At 36.8% G+C, this 20411-nt stretch carries 18 protein-coding genes; 7 read left to right on the forward strand and 11 right to left on the reverse strand.

What is annotated here, in order from left to right; all coding sequences use genetic code 11:
- Positions 1 to 59 precede the first annotated feature (59 nt).
- The 5 genes from argS to speB form a co-directional block, all read right to left on the reverse strand.
- Positions 60 to 1727 (reverse strand): arginine--tRNA ligase, encoded by a 1668-nt coding sequence (gene argS / locus B3D98_RS10775; RefSeq protein ID WP_048393759.1) that lies wholly within the window; start codon positions 1725 to 1727, stop codon positions 60 to 62.
- Positions 1727 to 2158, reverse strand: a complete 432-nt coding sequence (locus tag B3D98_RS10780) for a DUF1934 domain-containing protein (protein WP_288582938.1) — start codon at positions 2156 to 2158, stop codon at positions 1727 to 1729. The genes argS and B3D98_RS10780 overlap by 1 nt, the downstream gene beginning before the upstream one ends.
- 157 nt (positions 2159 to 2315) lie before the next feature.
- Positions 2316 to 2948, reverse strand: a complete 633-nt coding sequence (yidC, locus tag B3D98_RS10785) for a membrane protein insertase YidC (RefSeq protein WP_288582940.1) — start codon at positions 2946 to 2948, stop codon at positions 2316 to 2318.
- Positions 2949 to 2972: 24 nt separating this feature from the next.
- On the reverse strand, positions 2973 to 3248 hold the full coding sequence (locus B3D98_RS10790) for a hypothetical protein (protein ID WP_288582941.1): 276 nt from the start codon (positions 3246 to 3248) through the stop codon (positions 2973 to 2975).
- 164 nt (positions 3249 to 3412) lie between these two features.
- On the reverse strand, positions 3413 to 4285 hold the full coding sequence (speB, locus tag B3D98_RS10795) for an agmatinase (RefSeq protein ID WP_004231519.1): 873 nt from the start codon (positions 4283 to 4285) through the stop codon (positions 3413 to 3415).
- 301 nt (positions 4286 to 4586) lie between these two features.
- Between speB and B3D98_RS10800 the strand changes: the two genes are divergently transcribed.
- The gene (locus tag B3D98_RS10800; protein WP_048393764.1) at positions 4587 to 6641 is read left to right on the forward strand and encodes a transglycosylase domain-containing protein; all 2055 of its coding nucleotides are present in this window, start codon (positions 4587 to 4589) and stop codon (positions 6639 to 6641) included.
- 353 nt (positions 6642 to 6994) lie between these two features.
- Here the strand turns inward: B3D98_RS10800 and B3D98_RS10805 are convergent, their stop codons facing one another.
- Positions 6995 to 7513 (reverse strand): YwhD family protein, encoded by a 519-nt coding sequence (locus tag B3D98_RS10805; RefSeq protein ID WP_004231517.1) that lies wholly within the window; start codon positions 7511 to 7513, stop codon positions 6995 to 6997.
- A 166-nt stretch (positions 7514 to 7679) separates the two neighbouring features.
- Between B3D98_RS10805 and B3D98_RS10810 the strand changes: the two genes are divergently transcribed.
- Entirely contained in the window at positions 7680 to 7865 is a 186-nt protein-coding gene (locus B3D98_RS10810; RefSeq protein ID WP_004231516.1) for a 2-hydroxymuconate tautomerase, read from the forward strand.
- A 121-nt stretch (positions 7866 to 7986) separates the two neighbouring features.
- On the forward strand, positions 7987 to 8655 hold the full coding sequence (locus B3D98_RS10815; RefSeq protein WP_054548575.1) for a class A sortase: 669 nt from the start codon (positions 7987 to 7989) through the stop codon (positions 8653 to 8655).
- 55 nt (positions 8656 to 8710) lie between these two features.
- Here the strand turns inward: B3D98_RS10815 and B3D98_RS10820 are convergent, their stop codons facing one another.
- The 3 genes from B3D98_RS10820 to B3D98_RS10830 form a co-directional block, all read right to left on the reverse strand.
- Positions 8711 to 13936 (reverse strand): collagen binding domain-containing protein, encoded by a 5226-nt coding sequence (locus B3D98_RS10820; protein ID WP_288582948.1) that lies wholly within the window; start codon positions 13934 to 13936, stop codon positions 8711 to 8713.
- Positions 13937 to 14290: 354 nt separating this feature from the next.
- Positions 14291 to 15598: an HD domain-containing protein gene (locus B3D98_RS10825; protein ID WP_004227654.1), complete on the reverse strand. Its 1308-nt coding sequence runs from the start codon at positions 15596 to 15598 to the stop codon at positions 14291 to 14293.
- Positions 15599 to 15799: 201 nt separating this feature from the next.
- Positions 15800 to 16024 carry a DUF1450 domain-containing protein gene (locus B3D98_RS10830; RefSeq protein WP_004227652.1) on the reverse strand — a complete coding sequence of 75 codons (225 nt, stop codon included), beginning with the start codon at positions 16022 to 16024 and terminating at the stop codon, positions 15800 to 15802.
- A 235-nt stretch (positions 16025 to 16259) separates the two neighbouring features.
- Between B3D98_RS10830 and B3D98_RS10835 the strand changes: the two genes are divergently transcribed.
- Positions 16260 to 16910, forward strand: coding sequence for an RsfA family transcriptional regulator (locus B3D98_RS10835; protein WP_004227650.1), 651 nt, complete (start codon positions 16260 to 16262; stop codon positions 16908 to 16910).
- A 36-nt stretch (positions 16911 to 16946) separates the two neighbouring features.
- On the opposite strand, the gene B3D98_RS10840 is transcribed toward B3D98_RS10835, so the two are convergent.
- Positions 16947 to 17780, reverse strand: coding sequence for a lipoate--protein ligase family protein (locus B3D98_RS10840; protein ID WP_288582954.1), 834 nt, complete (start codon positions 17778 to 17780; stop codon positions 16947 to 16949).
- A gap of 156 nt (positions 17781 to 17936) precedes the next feature.
- Here B3D98_RS10840 and hemQ point away from each other — a divergent pair, with 156 nt between their 5' ends.
- Positions 17937 to 18686 carry a hydrogen peroxide-dependent heme synthase gene (hemQ, locus tag B3D98_RS10845; protein ID WP_036078203.1) on the forward strand — a complete coding sequence of 250 codons (750 nt, stop codon included), beginning with the start codon at positions 17937 to 17939 and terminating at the stop codon, positions 18684 to 18686.
- 462 nt (positions 18687 to 19148) lie between these two features.
- Here hemQ and B3D98_RS10850 read toward each other — a convergent pair whose 3' ends face one another.
- Positions 19149 to 19319, reverse strand: a complete 171-nt coding sequence (locus B3D98_RS10850; RefSeq protein ID WP_004227634.1) for a hypothetical protein — start codon at positions 19317 to 19319, stop codon at positions 19149 to 19151.
- Positions 19320 to 19564: 245 nt separating this feature from the next.
- On the opposite strand from B3D98_RS10850, the gene B3D98_RS10855 reads away from it, so the two are divergent.
- Entirely contained in the window at positions 19565 to 19990 is a 426-nt protein-coding gene (locus B3D98_RS10855) for a cell wall hydrolase (protein WP_004227631.1), read from the forward strand.
- 22 nt (positions 19991 to 20012) lie between these two features.
- Positions 20013 to 20348, forward strand: coding sequence for a spore coat protein GerQ (gene gerQ, locus B3D98_RS10860; RefSeq protein ID WP_004227629.1), 336 nt, complete (start codon positions 20013 to 20015; stop codon positions 20346 to 20348).
- Positions 20349 to 20411: the final 63 nt, after the last annotated feature.

Consider the following 20411-nt stretch of genomic DNA (forward strand, 5'->3'; position numbering starts at 1 on the left):
TTTTCAAAAGATACAAAAAAAGCCCCTAACACTTTTCATGTTAGGAGCCTAAAGTTTAATTACATTTTTTCAGGTGCAGATACGCCGATTAAGCGTAATGCGTTCGCAATTGTTGTGCGGACAGCCGTAATTAATGCTAAACGAGCCTCTGTTAACTCTTTATTTGAAGCATCTAATACTTTTTCTGCATTATAGAAGCTGTGGAATGCAGCTGCTGTTTCTTGAATATAGTTTGCGATACGGTGCGGTGTGCGGTGTTTCGCTGCTTCCGCTACCACTTTCGGGAAATCACCAATCTTTTTCAGTAAATCAATTTCCTTTTCTGCTGTTAATAAATTGAGATGTTCTGTTGTAGCAGCAAAGCCTTGTTCATTTGCTGAACGTAAAATAGATGAAATACGTGCATGCGCATATTGTGCATAGTACACAGGGTTTTCATTAGATTGTGATACTGCAAGGTCAAGATCAAAGTCCATATGAGAATCGCCAGCTGTTTTTACAAAGAAGTAACGAACTGCGTCAAGACCAACCTCTTCTACAAGCTCACGCATAGTTACTGCATTCCCTGTACGCTTAGACATTTTGAATTTTTCTCCGTTTTTATAAAGCTGAACCATTTGAATAACTTCCACTTCTAACGTATCTCGATCATAACCAAGTGCTTGAATCGCTGCTTTCATACGTGGAATATATCCGTGATGATCAGCTCCCCAAATATTGATTAATTTATCGAAGCCACGGACAATTTTGTCTTCGTGATAGGCAATATCTGGTGTTAAATATGTGAATGACCCATCATTTTTAATTAGCACACGATCTTTATCATCACCAAATGTTGTAGAGCGGAACCAAGTAGCACCATCCTCTTCAAACACATGTCCATTAGCTTTTAATTTATCTAAAGCTACTTCGATTTTCCCGTTTTCATATAGAGACGTTTCAGAATACCAGACATCAAAATTTACACGGAAGTTTGCTAGGTCTGTTTTTAATTTATCTAATTCTAAAGCTAAACCGTGCTGACGGAAGAAGGCAAAACGCTCATCATCTGATTTTGCTAAAATTGCATCCCCATGCTCTTTTGCTAATTTACCCGCAATATCAATAATATCTTGCCCATGATAGCCGTCTTCTGGCATTTCAGCTTCCATTCCTAATGCTTGTTTATAACGAGCTTCTAATGAATAAGCTAAGTTATTAATTTGATTACCTGCATCATTAATATAATATTCACGAGAGACACTGTAACCAGCCATATCCAACACATTACATAAGGAATCACCAACAGAAGCGCCACGAGCATGACCTAGGTGAAGATCTCCAGTAGGATTTGCTGAAACGAACTCCACTTGAATCTTTTCCCCAGCACCAGCATTTGAGCGGCCATAGTCCGTACCTTGCTCAAGCACCTGTGTCACTACCTCTGTTAGGAAATCTTTACGCACTGTGATATTCATGAAGCCTGGGCCAGCAATATCAATCTTTTCAATATCAGTGCCTGATGGATCAAGATTTTCTAAAATAGCTTCGGCGATAGCACGTGGTGGCTTTTTAGCTAACTTCGTTAATTGCATCGCAATGTTTGTTGCATAGTCACCATTTGCTTTATCCTTTGGTGTTTCTAGGTGAATCGATAATTCTGTGCCAGCCTCAACGAGACCAGCTTTTTCAACAGCCTGCACGATCGCTGCTTTAATAGCCTGTTGTACTTGTTCTACTGCGTTCATCATTGTACCTCCGTAAATGTAATATCTAATGTATAGTTGCCAACGGATTGCCCACCCATTAGTAAATCGTACTGTACATGGAAATCTCCGCTTGTTGCCAGTTTTGTAAACGTCATATTTTTCGTATCAATCACAAGGGGCATAGAACCGAACTCACTTTCATAATGCCCTTTTTGTTGTTCGATTATGTTCAGCGGTAATCGCATATTAACCGCTCCAGTACGCATAATTAGTGCCTTCTCATGACCTAACTCCATCGTTGTGCGGACGATTTTATCCTCCTGCACATCATCATATTTCAAATACAAGCTTCCTGCCTTTTCAAGTAGCTGCCCTTTGAGCCACATTTCATAACTTTCGGACTCCCCATCACTTGGACGAATGGTAGAAATGAGCTTTATGTTCACATGCGATCTTACTTCGTTCGCCATAACGGATGCCCCTTTTTAAGTCTTTTACTATAACCTTTTTATTATAGGATGAATACTTATGGTTTTTCAAGATAGAAGTGATGTAAAGCTCCTCAACAAGTTTATTCGAGAAAATAAAAACCCTCTCCTTCCAATAACGGAAAGAGAGGATTTCATTTTATCTATACCATTTTTTTATAATCAATTGTTGAACTATTAACAATAAAGCACTAACAGTCCAATAGATCGGGATAATCGCTGGATTGAACAGACTAAAAATGAGGATCATGAGAGGATTAATAAATACCATTATCTTCATATTTAATGGTTGACTTTTCTCTAGGGCTATACAACTTTGAATGAAATAAATCAAACAAGCAATCATCGAAACCCCAATATTAATCGTCCCTAAATTCATCCAAAGGAAATTTTCACTGGCAATCACTGAATCTAGCTTAATCGCGTAGTACAGTGAAAATAATATCGGTAATTGAATAATGATTGGTAAACAACCTAGTAAAGAGCTTTTCAATGAATCTGAAGTTAGCTCTTGGATTTGTTGCTGTACCATTCTTTTTTCAGATTCGCTTTGACTATTTTTATATTTGTCTGTAAGCGCATTTAATTCAGGCTTAATGGTAGTCATTAATTCTTTTGAGTGCTTTTGGTGTTTTGCCGATCGAATAAATAACGGCATAAGAATTAATCTAACTGCAATCGTAATACCAATGACACTAAGTGCGTAGCTACCTGTAAAAGAATGGATGAAATGAATGAGGTTAATAATAGGTTGTGCTAAAAATGTTAACAATGGTTGTCCTCCTAGTTTTAAAGTTTAAATCAAACTAGGAGCTACACTTTCTTCCTCATTGTCTTCGGATATTCTAATACATAGAACAAACCACGTTAGCATAGGTGGAGTCCAAGTATTCGTGATATTATAGTCAACTTCAAACTCCTCGTCTTTCACATCTTGAACGGTTATTTTATTGACGAGATACAGATGCAAATGAACACTTAATACAGTTAAAACCAAAGATGCTAATAGCCAAAAGTATTCCATTGTACTGAAAAAAATGAAAAAATCATTCATGAGAAGTGACCAAATCATAATACTCCTCCTCCCTTTATTAAAATTGAAGAAACATACATTTTACCTAACTTATCTACGCTACAAAGTAAAATAAGTTTCAATTTTATGCTAAGGCTCATTCTTCATTTCAAAAATATAAAATGGGGCTAGCTCATAGCTAAACCCCATTCAACCAATCTTATTTATTTTACCCAGCCTAAAATCATTTCCCGTAATAATTTTGAAGCTGTGTTTGCTGTCATTTCTGAAGAATCGTAGATCGGTGCTACTTCAACTAGGTCGAAACCTACTACATTTACACCACTTGCTGCAATAGCATGGATGGAAGCGAGCAATTCTTTCGAAGTAATACCACCACAGTCTACTGTACCAGTGCCTGGTGCGTGTGCTGGATCTAAAACATCGATATCAATTGTTACATACACATTGCGTCCAGCTAGTGTTGGTAGGACCTCTTTTAACGGTTCAAGTACTTCAAATTTTGAAATATGCATGCCGTTTTCCTTTGCCCATTCAAATTCCTCTTTCATACCTGAACGGATACCAAATGAATAGACATTTTTTGGTCCTATATGTTCCGCAATTTTACGGATTGGTGTGGAGTGCGAAAGTGGCTCTCCCTCATATTCCACACGTAAATCCGTATGTGCATCAAAGTGAATAATAGCAAGATCATCATATTTAGCTGATACAGCCTTCATTACTGGCCAAGACACTAGATGCTCGCCACCCATGCCGACAGGAATCTTGCCATCTGCTAATAATTTCTCTATAAATTTCTCAATTTCATCTAAAGAACGCTGTGCATTACCGAATGGTAGTGGAATATCCCCTGCATCAAAGTACTTTACTTCCTCAAGCTCACGATCTAGATATGGACTGTACTCTTCAAGACCAATGGATACCTCACGGATACGCTGTGGACCGAAACGTGATCCTGGACGGTAACTTACTGTCCAATCCATTGGCATACCATAAATTACTGCCTGTGCGTCGTCATATGTAGGATGACTTTTTATAAAAACATTTCCTGAATAAGCTTCATCAAATCTCATTGCTAGCCCTCCATATATTTAATCATCATTTTTCGTCTTCTTCTATTATGGCTTACAGGATTGTAATGAAACCTGTATCCTTTTATCCTCGTATACATTATTGGAACCTCTAGCAAATTTCGATTAAAATCTACAAGGTGCGATTTTTTTGTCGAATGCCAGCATTTCAAGTAGTACAAAAAAAGTATAGATGTTTTTGAATAAAGTGCAATAGTTTTTAGTTAGAATTTCGATTAAAGATGAATGTTCGAACACATACTAAAGCTAAGTTCGAAGTTGTGAGAAAACGAGGTGAAGTCGGATGAAACGAAAAAGCTATCATCGAAAGCAACAACGTGTAAAGCGCACACGCAAAAGCCTTACGTTATTCGTGGCCTTTACATCTGCAATTGTCGTAGCGTTTGTCGCACTCCGCATCTATGTTCAAGTGGCTGGTGCACCGCCTTTAACCGTACCAAAGGCTTCTATTTTCTTAGATGAAAATGAGAACCAAATTGGGGATCACTTTACAAATCAACGACGATATTGGGTCGGCCTCGATGAGATGTCACCTTATTTAAAGGAAGCAGTTGTTGCTGTTGAAGATAAAGATTTCTATCAACATGGCGGTTTCGACTATTCACGTATTGCTGGTGCCATTTTAGTGGACATTAAGGCTGGCGGTAAGGTTCAAGGAGCTAGTACCATTACGCAACAATATGCTCGTAACCTTTATCTATCCCATGAAAAGTCTTGGACACGTAAATTAAACGAAGCCCTGTATGCTTATAGATTAGAAGTTTTTTATGACAAGGACGAAATACTAGAGGGCTATTTGAATACGGTATATTACGGTCATGGCATGTATGGAGTAGAAGCTGCAAGTCGTTTTTATTTCGGAAAATCTGCTAGTGATTTAACGCTTGCTGAAGCAGCAATGCTAACAGGCGTACCAAAAGGACCAAGTATTTACTCACCAATTGCTAATTTAGATAAGGCTACCAATCGTCAACACGTTATTTTAAAACTTATGGCAGACCAAGGTGCCATTACACAAGAAGAAAAAACGCGTGCTGAAAATGAACAGCTCGTCTTAAAAAATGATAGCTGGGTTGCAACCAAATCTGTTGCTCCATATTTCCTGGATGTGGCTTGGCAAGAAGCCAGTGAAATCTTAAAATCAAAAAACCTTGATATTAGTGAAGGTGGCTGGACAATTCAAACAACGCTTAATCTGGAGCATCAAAAAGCAGCTGAAGAAGCAGTAGCCAAAAATATGCCTGCCAATGATCTGCAATCTGCGTTTGTAAGTATGGAATCTAAAACAGGAGCTGTCACTGCACTAGTTGGTGGTCGTGATTATTCAGTAAGCTCATTTAACCGAGTTACACAAGCCAAACGTCAACCAGGCTCTACGATTAAGCCGATCTTATATGCAGCGGCGCTAGAAAATGGTTACACGCCACTAACTTTTTTAGATGTTGGTGAAACAACTTTTACGTATGATAATGGGCGTGGCACTTATGCACCTAAAAACGTCAACGGTCAATTTGCAGATCATGATATGACGATGGCACAAGCTATTGCTATCTCAGATAATATTTACGCAGTAAAAACCTTAGAGGACATTGGCTTCAAAGAGTTTCATGATATGGCAAACCGTTTTAATGTAGGAATTGGTGCGAAGGATAATTTATCCATTGCACTAGGAACGATTGAAACGACATTATACGAAATGACAAATGCATATAATATTTTGGCGTCGCAAGGACAGCAAACAACACCAACAACCATTGTATCCATTAAAAATGCACATGGAGATGTTATTTATGAAAACAAAGATGTAGCAAGCAAAGCTGAAACAGCCATTTCTAAAGAAAATGCATACATCTTAACAGAAATGATGACAGGTATTTTTGATCCTGTTTTCAGTGACTATTCACCCGCTACAGGAATCAGTATTCGTTCACGTATGACACACACATATGCTGCTAAATCAGGTTCTACGAATAGTGATCAATGGTTAATTGGTTTTACTCCAAAACTAACTGCTGGTGTATGGAATGGCTATGATCAGGGTAAAAACCTTACCACGAAGGAAGATACTGCTGCAACAAAGCAAATCTGGATTGACTTTATGGAAACTGTCAACAAAGGTACAAAAAATGAGGATTTCAAAAAACCTAAAGGTGTAGAGGGCGTTGTCATTGATATTGAAACAGGTAAATTAGCGACTGACGCTTGTCCTAAACAACGTCTAGTCTATGTAGAGTCGAAGGATGTACCTACTGAAAAATGTACAAACTTCGATATTCTCGACAGTAATACATGGGGAGAATTTTGGAATATGCTACCATTCTCTATATTCAAGGACTAAAAACAAGATAATTTCGGAAACCTTTTTAATCCTAATACGTTTTAGCTATGAAGGCTCTCGACAAAGTAACTGATATACTAAAAATAAGAAAAGCTTTCTCTTCCCCGGAGACGTGTCCGTGGGAACAGAAAGCTTTTCTTTTTTTATGGTCCGCGAAGTATGAGCATCATGGGGCATTTGGCTTGGGTTTGGGTTGTTCAAATGCCACATAGCGCTCATCACATTCGCGATACCAAGTGTCCTAGCTTACTAAAATGTAAGCTCTGCATCAAGTGTACTTTGTTTCAAACACACTTTCAACCTAATATCGAAAGCGATTGCAAAATGTCACAGATTGTTCAATCATTACGAGTCTATTCGACAAATAAGTCTTGACGCAATTGCTCCTCACTACGTTCCCACAATTCTGGATTAAGTTGCTTAAGGAAAGAAGCTAACACTTTTTTAGACGGTGCATCCATATGCTCTACAATAATATGACGTTTCATGGATTTATCCATTTTATTTACATGATCAGCTAGAATTTTATAGCCACGTCGTTTTTCACGATTTACAACCATCTCACAGGCTGTAACCCCTGCATAATATGGCCCATTTTCTTTATGGTCTATCGTCACCCACACGAGCCAATACGGTTTCCCGCCCTCTGAATCAGCACGGTCCATTGTAAATTTAATACCACGCTCTACGTCACTTCTTGCATGCATGGCACCAATTTCAACAGAAGCCGTCCCCTCTTCTACGTCCACTATTACAGGCGATACATTCTCTAATGAAAGTGAACCGATACCAAACCCTTTATGTCCATCTGTTGGATCGTTTTTTATAATGGTAAAACCCATTTTTTGTTTTGGTTTTTCTTCATTTGTCATACTTAAATATCCTCCATTCTGCTATTATAAAGGAAAGCATATCAACGCATATTTTATCGAAACAATCACTATTTTCGCCATTGCGTATATGCCTCAACGCAAGTAAGAAGTTTATACTTTCTTATAAACTAACTATACAACATTATTCTATAAAGGAGGCAATATTATGCCATACGTAACAGTGAAAATGCTTGAAGGTCGTACAGAGGAACAAAAACGTGCTCTTGTAAAAGAAGTAACAGAAGCAGTATCTCGCACAGTTAATGCACCTGCAGAAAATGTAACAGTTTTTATTGAAGAAATGTCTAAAAACCATTACGGCGTTGCAGGCGTTCGTTTTAGCGACAAATAATAGTAAGTTGGATAGAGCAAGCATCTTAACGCTCTATCCATTTTTTTGAAATGGTCATAAGTTAACCATCTTTTGCTGGAATAAAACCTTCTATTTCAAAAACAAGGATGTGATCTACGACATGAATAAACTGAAGATAATATTGCTCATCACTATGCTCGTCCTTGGCCTAATACTTGTATTTATCAGCCCCATTCAAAATGCGATCATTGCCCATTTAAGCCATCAATTAAATACTACTGAAATCAGTGTAGAAGAGATTGAAAAGAATAATCAGGTTAATGCAGATTATGTATTTGAGGATGTACAATCGCTGTCCATAGCGGAGGTATTAAAGGCTCAAACAAAGGCCAATAAAATGCCCATAATTGGTAGTATCGCCATACCAAGTGTTGACATGCAACTTCCGATTGTCAAAGGTGTTGGAAATGCTGCACTTGCCGTTGGGGCAGGTACCATGAAGCCAAATCAAAGCCTCGGGCAGGGAAATTACGCCTTAGCAGGACATTATTTTGAAGAAAAGGATATCTTATTTAGTCCTCTATATAAAGCAAGTATAGGAGATACAGTCTATGTAACGGATTTAACCAATATTTATGAATATCATTTAGCTTCTAAGAAAGTCATTGCGGCAACAGATATTTATGTAATCGATGATATTCCAAATAAAACTGTTTTAACACTCATTACATGTGCTGATAATGGATCAAAGCGTCTTGCCATACAAGCTGATTTTGTTCAACAATATCCATTTGATAAAGCACCTGAAAAGCTATCAGAAGCATTTTAGAAATAGGTGAAGCCCCTAAGATTTAAGAGTCTTAGGGGCTTCTTCTTTTAAGTAATTATTTAACTTCAGCGTTGCGGCGACGTAAGAAGTATAATGCACCAAGAATAAGTGCTACTCCAATCAGCATTAGTGCTGTTTGATCGGCACCATCTGTCTGAGGTAATTTACCTTGTGCTTTTAATTGAGCTTCTAATCGTTTTGCATCCGATTTAATTTTGTTAATATCAAGTGATTCTGCAACAGCTTCCTGTTCCTCTTTAGTTAATTGACTATATTTATTCAAGAAATCCTTATAAGCATCTAATGTATCTTTTGTAGCTTTAGTTGGATTATAAGGCGGTAAGTTTTTCCCTTGATCAATGACACCTTGAACAGAAGGTTTAGATCCCTCAGTTTTTCCAGGATTGGCCGAATTATTTGAATCTGGATTTGGTTTGTTTGGTTCTACAGGATTCTCTGGATCTGGATTTGGTTTATTCGGATCCACCGGTTTTTCTGGATCTGGATTTGGTTTGTTCGGATCCACTGGTTTTTCTGGGTCTGGATCTGGATTTCCTGGATTAGTTGTAGGAGGTGTTACTGGTAGACTTGGCTGAATTTTAGCCTCGCATGTATTACCCACGATAACTGTACCAATAATTGTCTTACCATTCTCCCTTACAATATACTTACCTGGCTTAATAATTGAATTATTGATCGTAATTTGACCCTTACTATCTGTTATAAACTCTGTTGAACCATTATCTTCAACCTGTATACCATCTTCACCTGTTATTGTTACTTTTACGCCTACACGTGGTTGACCAAACATATTGTTAATTGTCAATGTAAAGGCTGGACAAACTGGTGCAATTGATAATGTAATTTCACAAGGAACACTCGCATAAGAAACTTCTATCTCACCTAAGTAAATATTTTTATCATATACATCATATTTACCCGCAGGAGTTGTTTTAGATACAAATGTTAAATTTCCATCTTTATCCTTATTTGTTGAGATTACTTTTCCAGATTTATCTTTAATAATGACATCGTTACCTGGCTTGATGATGCCAGTATTATCTTTGATTATTACTGTGAAGTTTTCACATTTTGGTGTTGGTTGAACGCTCGCTTTACAATCGATATTGCTTTCAAACTCATCAATTTCTTCTCCATCAACTACAACTGTGTAAACACCTGGCTCTAAATCACTTAATTCAATTACACCGTCTTTTGTAGTTTTTGTAGCTATAATGTTACCTGTATCTTTATTTTTAACCGTTACTGAAGTACCATCTGCAACTAAATTACCATCAACATCATAGACAGTTAATTCAAACGTTTCACATTTTGGTGCTAACTGTACTTCACTTTGGCAATTATCATTGTGATACGTAACATTTACTTCACCTAAATACTGGGTACCCTCATATAGCTTATATTTTCCTGCTGGAGTTGTTTTATCAATGATGAATTGACCATCACTATTTGTTGTGCCAGTAGCTATAACAGTATTACTTAGATCTTTAAGTGTAACTGATACATTTGGACGTGGATTTCCATTCTCATTTTTTACAGTAATTTTAAAGTTAGGACATGAATTTGTAGGTTGGACTGTATCTTGACATTCTCCAGTACCATATTTAACGGTAACAGTACCTAAAGGAATGTCATTTTCGTCCACTAATGTATACACGCCTGCTTGGACTTCTTTACCACCTGTACCAGGTCGCTTAATATCTGATACTTGCCCCGCAGCATTTGTTGTGCCCGTGTATTTTGCATTGCCGTTGCTATCAATTAATTTAATATTTTTATTAGCAATAGCATTACCATCAATATCTTTCACTGTTAATGTGAATGCTGGACAGGCATTTGTAGCATCAAATTGCTCATTATTAACTAATTCAATAACTTTAGTAGCATTTTTAGCCAATGCAGTGTCAGTATCTTCATTTAATTTAATTGGAAAGTCTGACATAAGATCATAGCCTAATTTTGCTTCTTTTTCTTTAAGAATATAGTTTGCATAGTTAACATTTTCAAATACTACATTACCATCTTGATCTGAAATCGCTGTTGCTACAACATAAGGTGATCCCTTAACCATTTTAACTAATTCAAATTCTATATCTGATAATGGTTTTTTAAGACCCGTCAATGTGTTTAAGCCTACCTTATTAAATTTCAAATTTCCTTTTGTTAACGAGAAGTCTGCATCTGATGCACTAAAGCTAAAGCTACCACTGTATTTCGCTTCTTGCTCTTGGTTGTCAGCAGTTGCAAAACCAAAATTTATTTTTGCGTCATTGCTAAAAGCGTCATCTTTTTTACCAAGTACAAGAGTTTGATATTGAATTTGATAGCTTTCTTTGTTTAATACTCCAAAGTCAATTTCAAATCCGCCACTTGCTGTAAATGTAACAGTAAATCCTAAAGAAGCAGGTGTTGACCAACTTCCACCAGAAGAGATGCCTGTATCCTTATTCACAGCATTTTTTCTTACTTGAATTGTCTCTTTTAACAGCATTTGATTCCCTGATGGTACATCCTCAACTTTGACTTCGCCTAATGTAGATAATGAACGATTGACATTTAGCATCCACGTTAAACGCTCAGTAGTAGAGTTACTACTAGGAGCTGTTGTAGTCTGATTGCTGTTAAAACTTGGATTACCTTTTTCAATTAATTTATTCGCATAGTTTACAGGAACAGGTGTTGCAGGTAGATTGTAAACTTTAGGACTTCCACCCACATTTGTCGTAAAGGTTGCCGTGTTTGTATATAATTTGTTCTTGTCTGCTTTGTTACTAGACTCAATACCAATGATATTGTCAGAGTCCCTAGTTTGGTATTTAACAATATATACTTTGTTATTCGCAACCCCTAAATTATTAGCTAAAGTAAGTGTAAAGCTTTTATTATCAGACGGAATATCTAAAGAATATAAGCTATCTGGTAAATCTGCTCCTTCAGTACCATTTTCATCATTATCTGTAGTATTCAATGTAAATTCTTTTACCTTAAATGTACCTGGTACAATTACATGCCCTTCACCAATTATATCTTGAAGCACTGCATTGTTAATGTTTTGCTTATTAATATTGACTTTAATATCCCAGTTAAACACTTGATCAACATAGTCATACTTACCTTGTTTCCGGCCGTTGTTAACTGAGTTTGATTCAGGTTTGTAGTGAGCTAATTTCTCAACACTATACAGTTTATCTGTTGTCCAACTAGCAATTGCTTTATTGCCATAGCCTTGCTCATGAACAGAACCATCTGGCAAAATTTCATAGGCCGTTTTATAAGTGATTGTCGCTGTTTGTCCCTTAGACACTGTACCACCAGTTAATGTAAAGCCATTGGCATCAATAGAAATAGTTTGCCCTGTCATATTCGATACAGTAATATCAGAGTCATTTATTACACTGTCATTATTTGCATCCACTAGTGTATGCGGTGCATTGTGAGATCCCTCTGTAAATGTATCGGCAATTGTTAAACCAGTAATATCTTTTCCATCGGCAGTATTATTATCTGCCTTTACAGTAATTGTCCATGTGATTTCTTTTTTATTTGTATCTACAGTACGGGATTTTGTTAAGATTCCTTCTGTCAAGGTATGTGTAGCGGTTTTTGCTTGTGCTCCAGAACCGCTAATGACCGAGTTTGTCATCTTTGTTGTTGTATTATTACTATAGAAATCAGTTGGTAATTTTGCATCATATGTGATGCGATATGCTTTTGTAATAGAATTGTTAAATTCTAGTTTAAAGCCATCTGTATGCCCATTATTTATAATAGGATTTACTTGATATTCTGTCGCATCAATTTCTGTGCCTGCTCCAGTAGCCGTACCTGTATCATTCACTGTCATTGCATATACTTTAATCGTATTTGTATCAATGACATGACCTGTTGGTAGTGTATCTTCTACCCAAGCATCTGCTTGGTCAATCGCTGCTTGATTATAGTTGTAACGAACTTCCCATGAAGATATATAGTTATTGCTTGTTTTTGTGCCATCTAAACTTTTTTCTAATGTCTTGCCATACGTAGTTGATGCTTTTTCAGTATCTGAATCTTCATAGGTAGGATCAGTTAATTTAATTGAATTCGAAAATTCTTTTGTTCCCTCTTGCTGAGAAATTGGTAAATTCACTTTCGTTTGATATTTAATTTTATATGCATTTCTACCATCTAGTACAATATCTTCGAAATTTTGGTTTAATTGTGTTCCTGCAGCTGTTGTTGCTACACCATTTAATCCCACTTCATATGTCTCGATTGTAACAGAATTTGGCACGAGTATATGACCTGGACCCGGTGTATCCATAATTGTCGCATTAGTTAAATTTTTACCTGCTTTATTAACCCATACTTCCCAATCAATCGTACGTTCACCGTTTATAACGGTTACTTCTAAAGATTTTTTGGTTACCATTTTTTCATTGCTAGTAGATGGAAGAAATGTCAGTTTAACAACATCTGTCCCACCACCAGCTAAAGGTATTTCTAAGTCCTGTTCTACATTATTGCCAAGCAGATTAAAACCAGAAGTAAAGTTCATTTCAAATCCAACATTATTAGAACCAGCAATATCCTCAGATGGATCTTCAGTTATTGTGACTGTTACCTTATTTCCACTAGTATGCCAATCAAATGCAGGTGAAATAGGGGTTGCAGGTTTTTGTCCATTAAATGCACTATTAAAATCTATTAATGAGGCTGGCAATGAGTAGGTGAAAAAATCTCCAGCCTTCACATCACCTGGCAAATCAACCTTGAAAATAAATTTCCCATTTGCTTGTTGATTTTGTGCTAACTCTGTTGTAAAAGCTGGTGGTACTACATCAGTACCATTAATTTTCAATTCAAAAACATCTAATTTTACTGAGCTAGTTAAATCTGTAGGAGGCAATGCAGATGCCTCTAATGGCTCTATTAATGGTTTAGTTTGGTTCTCTGGAACCATTCCATTATCTTTATCACCAATTGAGATACCTGTATCTTCTCCACCATCACCATTATCATTTCCAGTTTCTTCTTCAGGATTAGTTGGTGATGTTACTGATGGTTCACCTCCAAAACTAGTTCCTGCATCTTCTTCAGATGTAGCTGGTGGTGTTACTGGGAGCTCACCCTCGTCTCCTAAATTAGTTCCAACGTCTTGGCTAGACTCATTTGAAGGAGTCACAGGTGGTTGACTCTCGTCGGCAAACACTGAAATTGGTGAAAGTACTGTTTGAAATACAAGTAGCAATATAATAATCGCTATGTTTAATTTTTTCATGTTTCTCTCCTTTTTTAGTTAGAGAGATACCTGATACTGTTTGCTACAAAGATTGATCCTTTCAGTTTTAGGAAAGGAATGAACAAACAATAGGTCACTCTCTCTTTCCTTTAATTCTTATGGAAACATCTCAAATAAAACTCAACCATTATCTTAATATAGGTCATTAGAATCACTCAAATATGTTTCCACATATCTTCACGGCACTTTTGTATCACAACAATCAATTTGCACCACCTCCATTTCAAAATTATTGATTAATTATATCTAATTCAACTTAACAGTTTCTAAACAATTATCTAAAAATAATAAAGCAGTAAANNTTTACTGCTTTATTATTTTTAAAATTTATATTTATTTATTGTCTTTCCTTAATAACATTAATATTTGTTTTTTTACAGTTGAGTTTGTTGAATCGTCCTCTAAGAAATCTAATGGGAAATAGATTTTATGATCTCGTTTCATACGCCCTGAGATAGCATCCACAATAATGGATTCACGTGAAAGCTCCCGTAGCTCACCATTTTTCATTTCTAAAAAAATTGGTACACGCACTTCTTCCTCTCCTGGTCTATAAAAATCATATGGCAGATCTGCTGTTGTATCATGTACAAGATAATAATCGGGGTCTAATCCTGCCTTTTTGAAAAGCTCTTGGAGTTTTTGATATTTATTGAGCTCTACTCCAGGGTCTAAATCAATGTATTGAAATAGCTTACGATTCACAAAGCGGCGGCTTAAATCACTTAGAATGGCATCCTCCTCTTGCATCCATAACTGAAAATATGTAAAAAGTATACTCTCGTCTAACGCAAGATAATCCTCTAATGTAATAACATTTCGGAAAAATGCTAGGAAATGAGTAGGCTCATGCTTAAATGTATAGCCCGCTAAGCTTAATTGTTTTACTCTTTTTAATATATTATTTAAAATTACCTCTGCACTTCGTGAAACAGGATGGAAATAAATTTGTAAGTACATTTGATAGCGACTCATTATATAGTCTTCCACCGCATGCATGCCTGTTGCTTTGATTACTACTTGGTTTTTTCTTGGACGCATTACTCTTAAAATCCGTTCCATATCAAAATGACCGTAGCTTACACCTGTAAAATAAGCATCACGTTGTAAGTAATCCATACGATCTGCATCAATTTGGCTCGAAATTAAACTAATTACTTGCTTATTTGGATATGTCTTTTCAATTACTTGGGATACCTTTTCAGGAAAATCAGCTGCCACTTTTTTTAAGATCGCATTTACTTCCGTATCTCCCAACAAAATTTGCCTTGTAAAATATTCATGATCAAGCTCAAATACATTTTCAAAGGCATGGGAAAATGGGCCATGACCTAAATCATGTAAAAGGGCTGCACATAACACTAATAATCTTTCACTTTCATCCCAATCTGGACGCCCTACAAAGATATCATCTACTATGCGACGTACAATTTCGTAAACCCCCAGAGAATGACTAAAGCGACTATGCTCTGCTCCATGAAATACTAAAAATGTGGTACCTAGTTGACGAATTCTACGTAAACGCTGAAATTCTCTTGTACCCACTAAATCCCATATCACTTGATCTCGAACATGTACATAACGGTGTACTGGATCTTTAAATACCTTTTCTTCTTCTAATTTAGCGTTTGCATATGTCATTTGGATAGCACCCCCATTTTGTTATAGTTCTATTATATGCGATAAATCTAGGACTAGCATACTTATTGCCATTTTTCTATAGATATTAACAACCTATTTCGATTACCTTTATCATTATTTTTATATTTATATTGGTCTAATTTCTCAACATATAAAAAAGCAAAACAAAAACTATCCCCCAAGTAGAGATAGCTTTTAGTTTTACTTTTTTAATTTTGCTAAAACCTTTTCCATTAGTTCATCTTCTGTTAATGCAGCAACAGGTCGGCTATTTACAAAGGTAAATGTCTTTTTGCGTCCTGGACCACAGTAAGAATGACAGCCAATTTCGATGGTTGCATCAGGATCGATTTCCTTTAATTTTGGAATTAACGTTTTTAAGTTAACGGCCTGACATTCATCGCAAACTTTAAATTCGTTTGCCATTTTGTCAACAACCCTTTCTATATAGTATTTTTCAAACATAATCTCGCTCTATTGCACACATGACTTTCACATATTTAAGTATGCAGCATGTGCGCAAACCTACATCGGGTATTGTATCGTACTTTTCCCCTTCTATTCAAGCATAATTCCTTCTACATAGATGAATAAAAGGTTAAAAGATTGGTCATGCTAGTCTTAAATAACAAGTTCCAGATAAAGGTGGGAGGATTTTAATATGAGTAAAGTAAGACAAGATGCTTGGTTAAAAGAAAACGATGAATTACTAGCAGAGGCTGTAATCCGTCATGTAACAGAAGGAAGCACACAGCTTAATGCCTTTGAGGAAGCAGGCGATGCATTAAATCGTACTGCAGCAGCCTGTGGTTTTCGTTGGAATGCCGTTGTTCGTAAAGAATACGAGGAACAATTAGCAGAAGCTAAAAAGGAAAGAAAAGAGAGAATGCGAGTGTTGGGAGCGCCAGCAAGACGCCGTGCTTCTAGTATGTTTACCGTAAATAATAGTGCTGCAGAAGGAAAATCAATTCCGCTATCTGCCCTTTCTCTTGATATTGTCATAGCTTATTTACTACGTTTACAGCATTCTGGTGAAGTAGGAAATGAATCTTCAAAATGGCGACAACTTGTACATGTAACATCTGAGAAAAATAAAAAACTAGAGAAAACCATTACAAAACTAGAAGAGGAAAATCGAGCGATTCGCAAAGATTACGAGCAATTTGTACAAATTATGAATCGTGCTAGACGTCTTGTTACGCTTGATGAAGAGGAAGAGCGAATTGCACCTGTTTTTAAAATGGAGAAGAACGGAAATCTTGTAACTAGCAGTTCTATTTATCAACCAGAAAATGGCGATGCGCTAAATTAGCCGCATCGCTTTTTCTGTTTCATATAATCAACCAGCTTACTTACGTTCAAGCATTTTGGTGTTGCGCTCAAAAACGCGCTGTAAATAAAAACCATACAACGTTAATTCTTCGTCGTAAAAGGACTGTGGACGTACTTCCTCGGCCCACTGATTAAGTAGTTGCTGAAGACGAATAACAACCGCTTCTACTGTTAAATGGGGGTCCACAAGCTCCGATAGCGAAGCCATGACTTCTGGCACGATTTGAGGGTAAGCGAATTTTGTTTCCTCTTGTTGCAAGCTCTCTTCATAAAAGTCACGGATAAGTGCCGCGCGTTGTGAGCCACTCCCCTCAATACATAAATAAATTTGCACTGCCACCCCTTGACGTAAGCGTCTTTGTGAAATACCAGCAAATTTTTTCCCATCAATACTTAAATCATAAGAACCTGGGCAATAAGAGCCCACTATTTCATAAGCCTCAATTTTTTCAGCTACTTCTGAGAACAATCCCTTCACAAGGTCTACCATTACATCATAGCCATCGTTTATACTGAGCGACTCTTTTTGTTCAGACAATACAATGGAAATATTAAGAATCCCTTCATCTAGCACAACCGCTAGTCCACCAGAATTACGAACAATAGGATGATAGCCTCTAGATTCTAGTAATTCCATACCTTGCTGAACATAAGGTAAACGATGGTCTTGAATACCTAGCACAACAGATGCCTCATGAACCCATGTACGAATTGTTGGAGGAGACATCAATTGGCCAACTAATTGGCACAATGTATCGTCCGTCGCAAAAGATTCAAGCGGTGATCTTTGCTTCGCACTAATGGATTGATCATAATAACGCCAAATTGGTTGTTGTAAAATATGTTTCATTTTGGAACTCCTCTTATTACATCTCTTCTCTTTAGAATACATGATCTTTAGATGGTGTCAAATTCGTGAATTACTATCATGAACTTAGGGTTTTTGTACAAACTATGATAAACTAATTTTTGAATGGTATTCACTTATAAAGGAGTGTTTTCAATAATGAATGAAGCAGCAATTACGTTAGATGGTTGGTACGCTTTACATGATTTCCGCTCAATTGATTGGGCATCTTGGAAACTTGTATCTGCTGAGGAACGTCAAGCAGCAGTAGAGGAATTTATTGCTTATTTAGAAAAACTGAACGAAGCAGACGTAGCTAAAACAGGTGCTCATGCTTTCTATGCAATCGTTGGTCAAAAAGCTGACTTTATGATTATGACATTGCGTGAAACAATGGATGAGCTACAAGAGCTTGAAGCAGAATTCAATAAATTAGCTATTGCAGATTTTACAATTCCTACATATTCTTATGTATCTGTGGTAGAGCTTTCAAACTATTTAGCTGGCGAATCAAATGAAGATCCTTACCAAAATCCACATGTACGTGCGCGTCTATATCCTGAACTTCCGCGCGCTAAATATGTATGCTTCTATCCAATGGATAAACGCCGTCAAGGGAACGACAATTGGTACATGCTATCAATGGATGAGCGTAAATCATTAATGCGTTCACATGGAATGATTGGTCGCGGCTATGCTGGTAAAGTAAAACAAATTATCACTGGCTCTGTAGGCTTCGATGATCACGAATGGGGCGTAACTTTATTTGCTGATGACGTACTGCAATTCAAAAAATTAGTATATGAAATGCGCTTTGACGAAGTGTCAGCACGCTATGGCGAATTCGGGGAATTTTTCGTCGGAAACCTTCTTGATAAAGAAAAATTGGTTAAATTCTTAACTGTTTAATATCTAATTAAAAATGCGAGTCCGTCAATATGGACTCGCATTTTTAAATTTCGTTTTCTTCTGCATTCTCGGATTCGAATATTAAAATAATAATATGAATAAAAATCCCAGTTAGAATCATAAGAAAAACTAAATACCAATTATATGGTTGATGATAATATTCTGCTATTCCAACTGCCAGAAAAGCGCTGATGATGATCGCTACAAACATACTAAAAATACGCATGGAAACGCTCCTTCATAAAAGCAAAAATAAAGTCAATTTTAGTATGTCACGCTATATTTTTAATATACTTACTAGGCAAGAATAATTATGTCTTATTGGATATCAGCTAAAACAAGCATTGTAAAGGCATTTTTCCTGAAGCTCTGCTTTCCACACTATTACTCACAATATAAAAAAGTGCCATCTTTTAGCGATGACACTTTCTTAACCTCAACACGTTTCTTCTATATACCTCATTAAGAGCTCTCGTTCTTTACTTTTAAAATTAAGATAACCGTTTGAATAAAAAAACCAATCACTATAATAACAATAAAGAGATACCAGTGGAGCGGCTGTCCATAAAACTCCCCTAATAGAAAAGCCAGTACTGCACTTAATAAGATCCCAAACCAAACGCCAATTTCCATAAGCCATCACCTCACATGTATTAGATACACATGCAATTCATTGATCTCACGTTCCCCTAAATCTATTTTTTTCTATTTACCCTTTTTGCTATAAAAACTATCGGCCCTTGCAGGATTTGAAGTATTTTCTACGTACTTGTCGTTATTACTACTATATGCATAGTAACTTTAATATGTGATTGTCTTTCTTAACAAAATTGAACATGACTACTATACCTTCGTGCATATACTGTCTGCGAGGAGGTATGAAAATCGCTGTTATTAAGACGAATGATGCACAGACAGCCCTACTTGCAAGACTAATGCGTGCCGAAGCAGAAGGCGAAGGAGAGTTAGGTATGCTGATGGTTGGGAATGTTGGCGTTAATCGTGTAAGAGGTGATTGTTTAGATTTTGGTGATATTCGAACAATTGAACAAATGGTTTATCAGCGTCCGGGAGGCTTTGAGGCAACACAAAAGGGTTATTTTTATCAAAGAGCACGTGATCAAGATATCCGGTTAGCTAAAAGAGTAATTCAGGGTGAAAGATTTCATCCAGCTACTCGCTCTTTGTGGTTTTTCATGCCAGCAGGTGATTGTCCTGCACAATGGTATGGCCAATGGAATACTGGCAGGTTCAAATCCCATTGTTTTTTCTCGCCAACTGAACAAGATTGTCCTCAAATTTAAAAAGAAAGTAGGTTGATAATTGATGATGCCTTATTATTGGACACCAACAACGCAACAACAAATGACTCCTCCTCCAGTCACACTTCCGAGCGGACGACCACCTGGCCGTGAGGAGTCCTATATAGAAAATATTTTACGTTTGAACCGTGGAAAACCAGCTACCTTCCATTTTTCTTTTGAGCACGCAGTAGAGCAGGGAAAAAACACAAAAACTGTTCGTGGTGTGGTAGAAGCAGCTGGTCGAGATCATGTCATTATTCGTGAGCTTAAGTCTAATCATCGTTTTCTTTTCCCTATGATTTATTTCGATTTTGCTGAGTATGATGAGGAAATGGCTTACTTTAATCAAAATCCATAATTCTATCTCTAAGTAAAAATCCGCAATACACTCACTGACCAAAAGTCGATGGGCGTATGCGGA

The sequence above is a fragment of the Lysinibacillus sp. UBA5994 genome (genome assembly GCF_002429725.1).
GTDB lineage: Bacteria > Bacillota > Bacilli > Bacillales_A > Planococcaceae > Lysinibacillus > Lysinibacillus capsici.

Bases quoted from the DNA above. Each gene is read 5' to 3' on its own strand.
- B3D98_RS10800 (WP_048393764.1), top strand. From the start codon at position 4,587: ATGAAACGAAAAAGCTATCATCGAAAGCAACAACGTGTAAAGCGCACA.
- B3D98_RS10815 (WP_054548575.1), top strand. From the start codon at position 7,987: ATGAATAAACTGAAGATAATATTGCTCATCACTATGCTCGTCCTTGGC.
- B3D98_RS10790 (WP_288582941.1), bottom strand. From the start codon at position 3,248: ATGATTTGGTCACTTCTCATGAATGATTTTTTCATTTTTTTCAGTACA.
- B3D98_RS10825 (WP_004227654.1), bottom strand. From the start codon at position 15,598: ATGACATATGCAAACGCTAAATTAGAAGAAGAAAAGGTATTTAAAGAT.
- B3D98_RS10850 (WP_004227634.1), bottom strand. From the start codon at position 19,319: ATGGAAATTGGCGTTTGGTTTGGGATCTTATTAAGTGCAGTACTGGCT.
- hemQ (WP_036078203.1), top strand. From the start codon at position 17,937: ATGAATGAAGCAGCAATTACGTTAGATGGTTGGTACGCTTTACATGAT.
- B3D98_RS10840 (WP_288582954.1), bottom strand. From the start codon at position 17,780: ATGAAACATATTTTACAACAACCAATTTGGCGTTATTATGATCAATCC.
- argS (WP_048393759.1), bottom strand. From the start codon at position 1,727: ATGAACGCAGTAGAACAAGTACAACAGGCTATTAAAGCAGCGATCGTG.
- B3D98_RS10810 (WP_004231516.1), top strand. From the start codon at position 7,680: ATGCCATACGTAACAGTGAAAATGCTTGAAGGTCGTACAGAGGAACAA.
- B3D98_RS10820 (WP_288582948.1), bottom strand. From the start codon at position 13,936: ATGAAAAAATTAAACATAGCGATTATTATATTGCTACTTGTATTTCAA.
- B3D98_RS10780 (WP_288582938.1), bottom strand. From the start codon at position 2,158: ATGGCGAACGAAGTAAGATCGCATGTGAACATAAAGCTCATTTCTACC.
- B3D98_RS10830 (WP_004227652.1), bottom strand. From the start codon at position 16,024: ATGGCAAACGAATTTAAAGTTTGCGATGAATGTCAGGCCGTTAACTTA.
- gerQ (WP_004227629.1), top strand. From the start codon at position 20,013: ATGATGCCTTATTATTGGACACCAACAACGCAACAACAAATGACTCCT.
- B3D98_RS10855 (WP_004227631.1), top strand. From the start codon at position 19,565: ATGAAAATCGCTGTTATTAAGACGAATGATGCACAGACAGCCCTACTT.
- speB (WP_004231519.1), bottom strand. From the start codon at position 4,285: ATGAGATTTGATGAAGCTTATTCAGGAAATGTTTTTATAAAAAGTCAT.
- B3D98_RS10835 (WP_004227650.1), top strand. From the start codon at position 16,260: ATGAGTAAAGTAAGACAAGATGCTTGGTTAAAAGAAAACGATGAATTA.
- B3D98_RS10805 (WP_004231517.1), bottom strand. From the start codon at position 7,513: ATGACAAATGAAGAAAAACCAAAACAAAAAATGGGTTTTACCATTATA.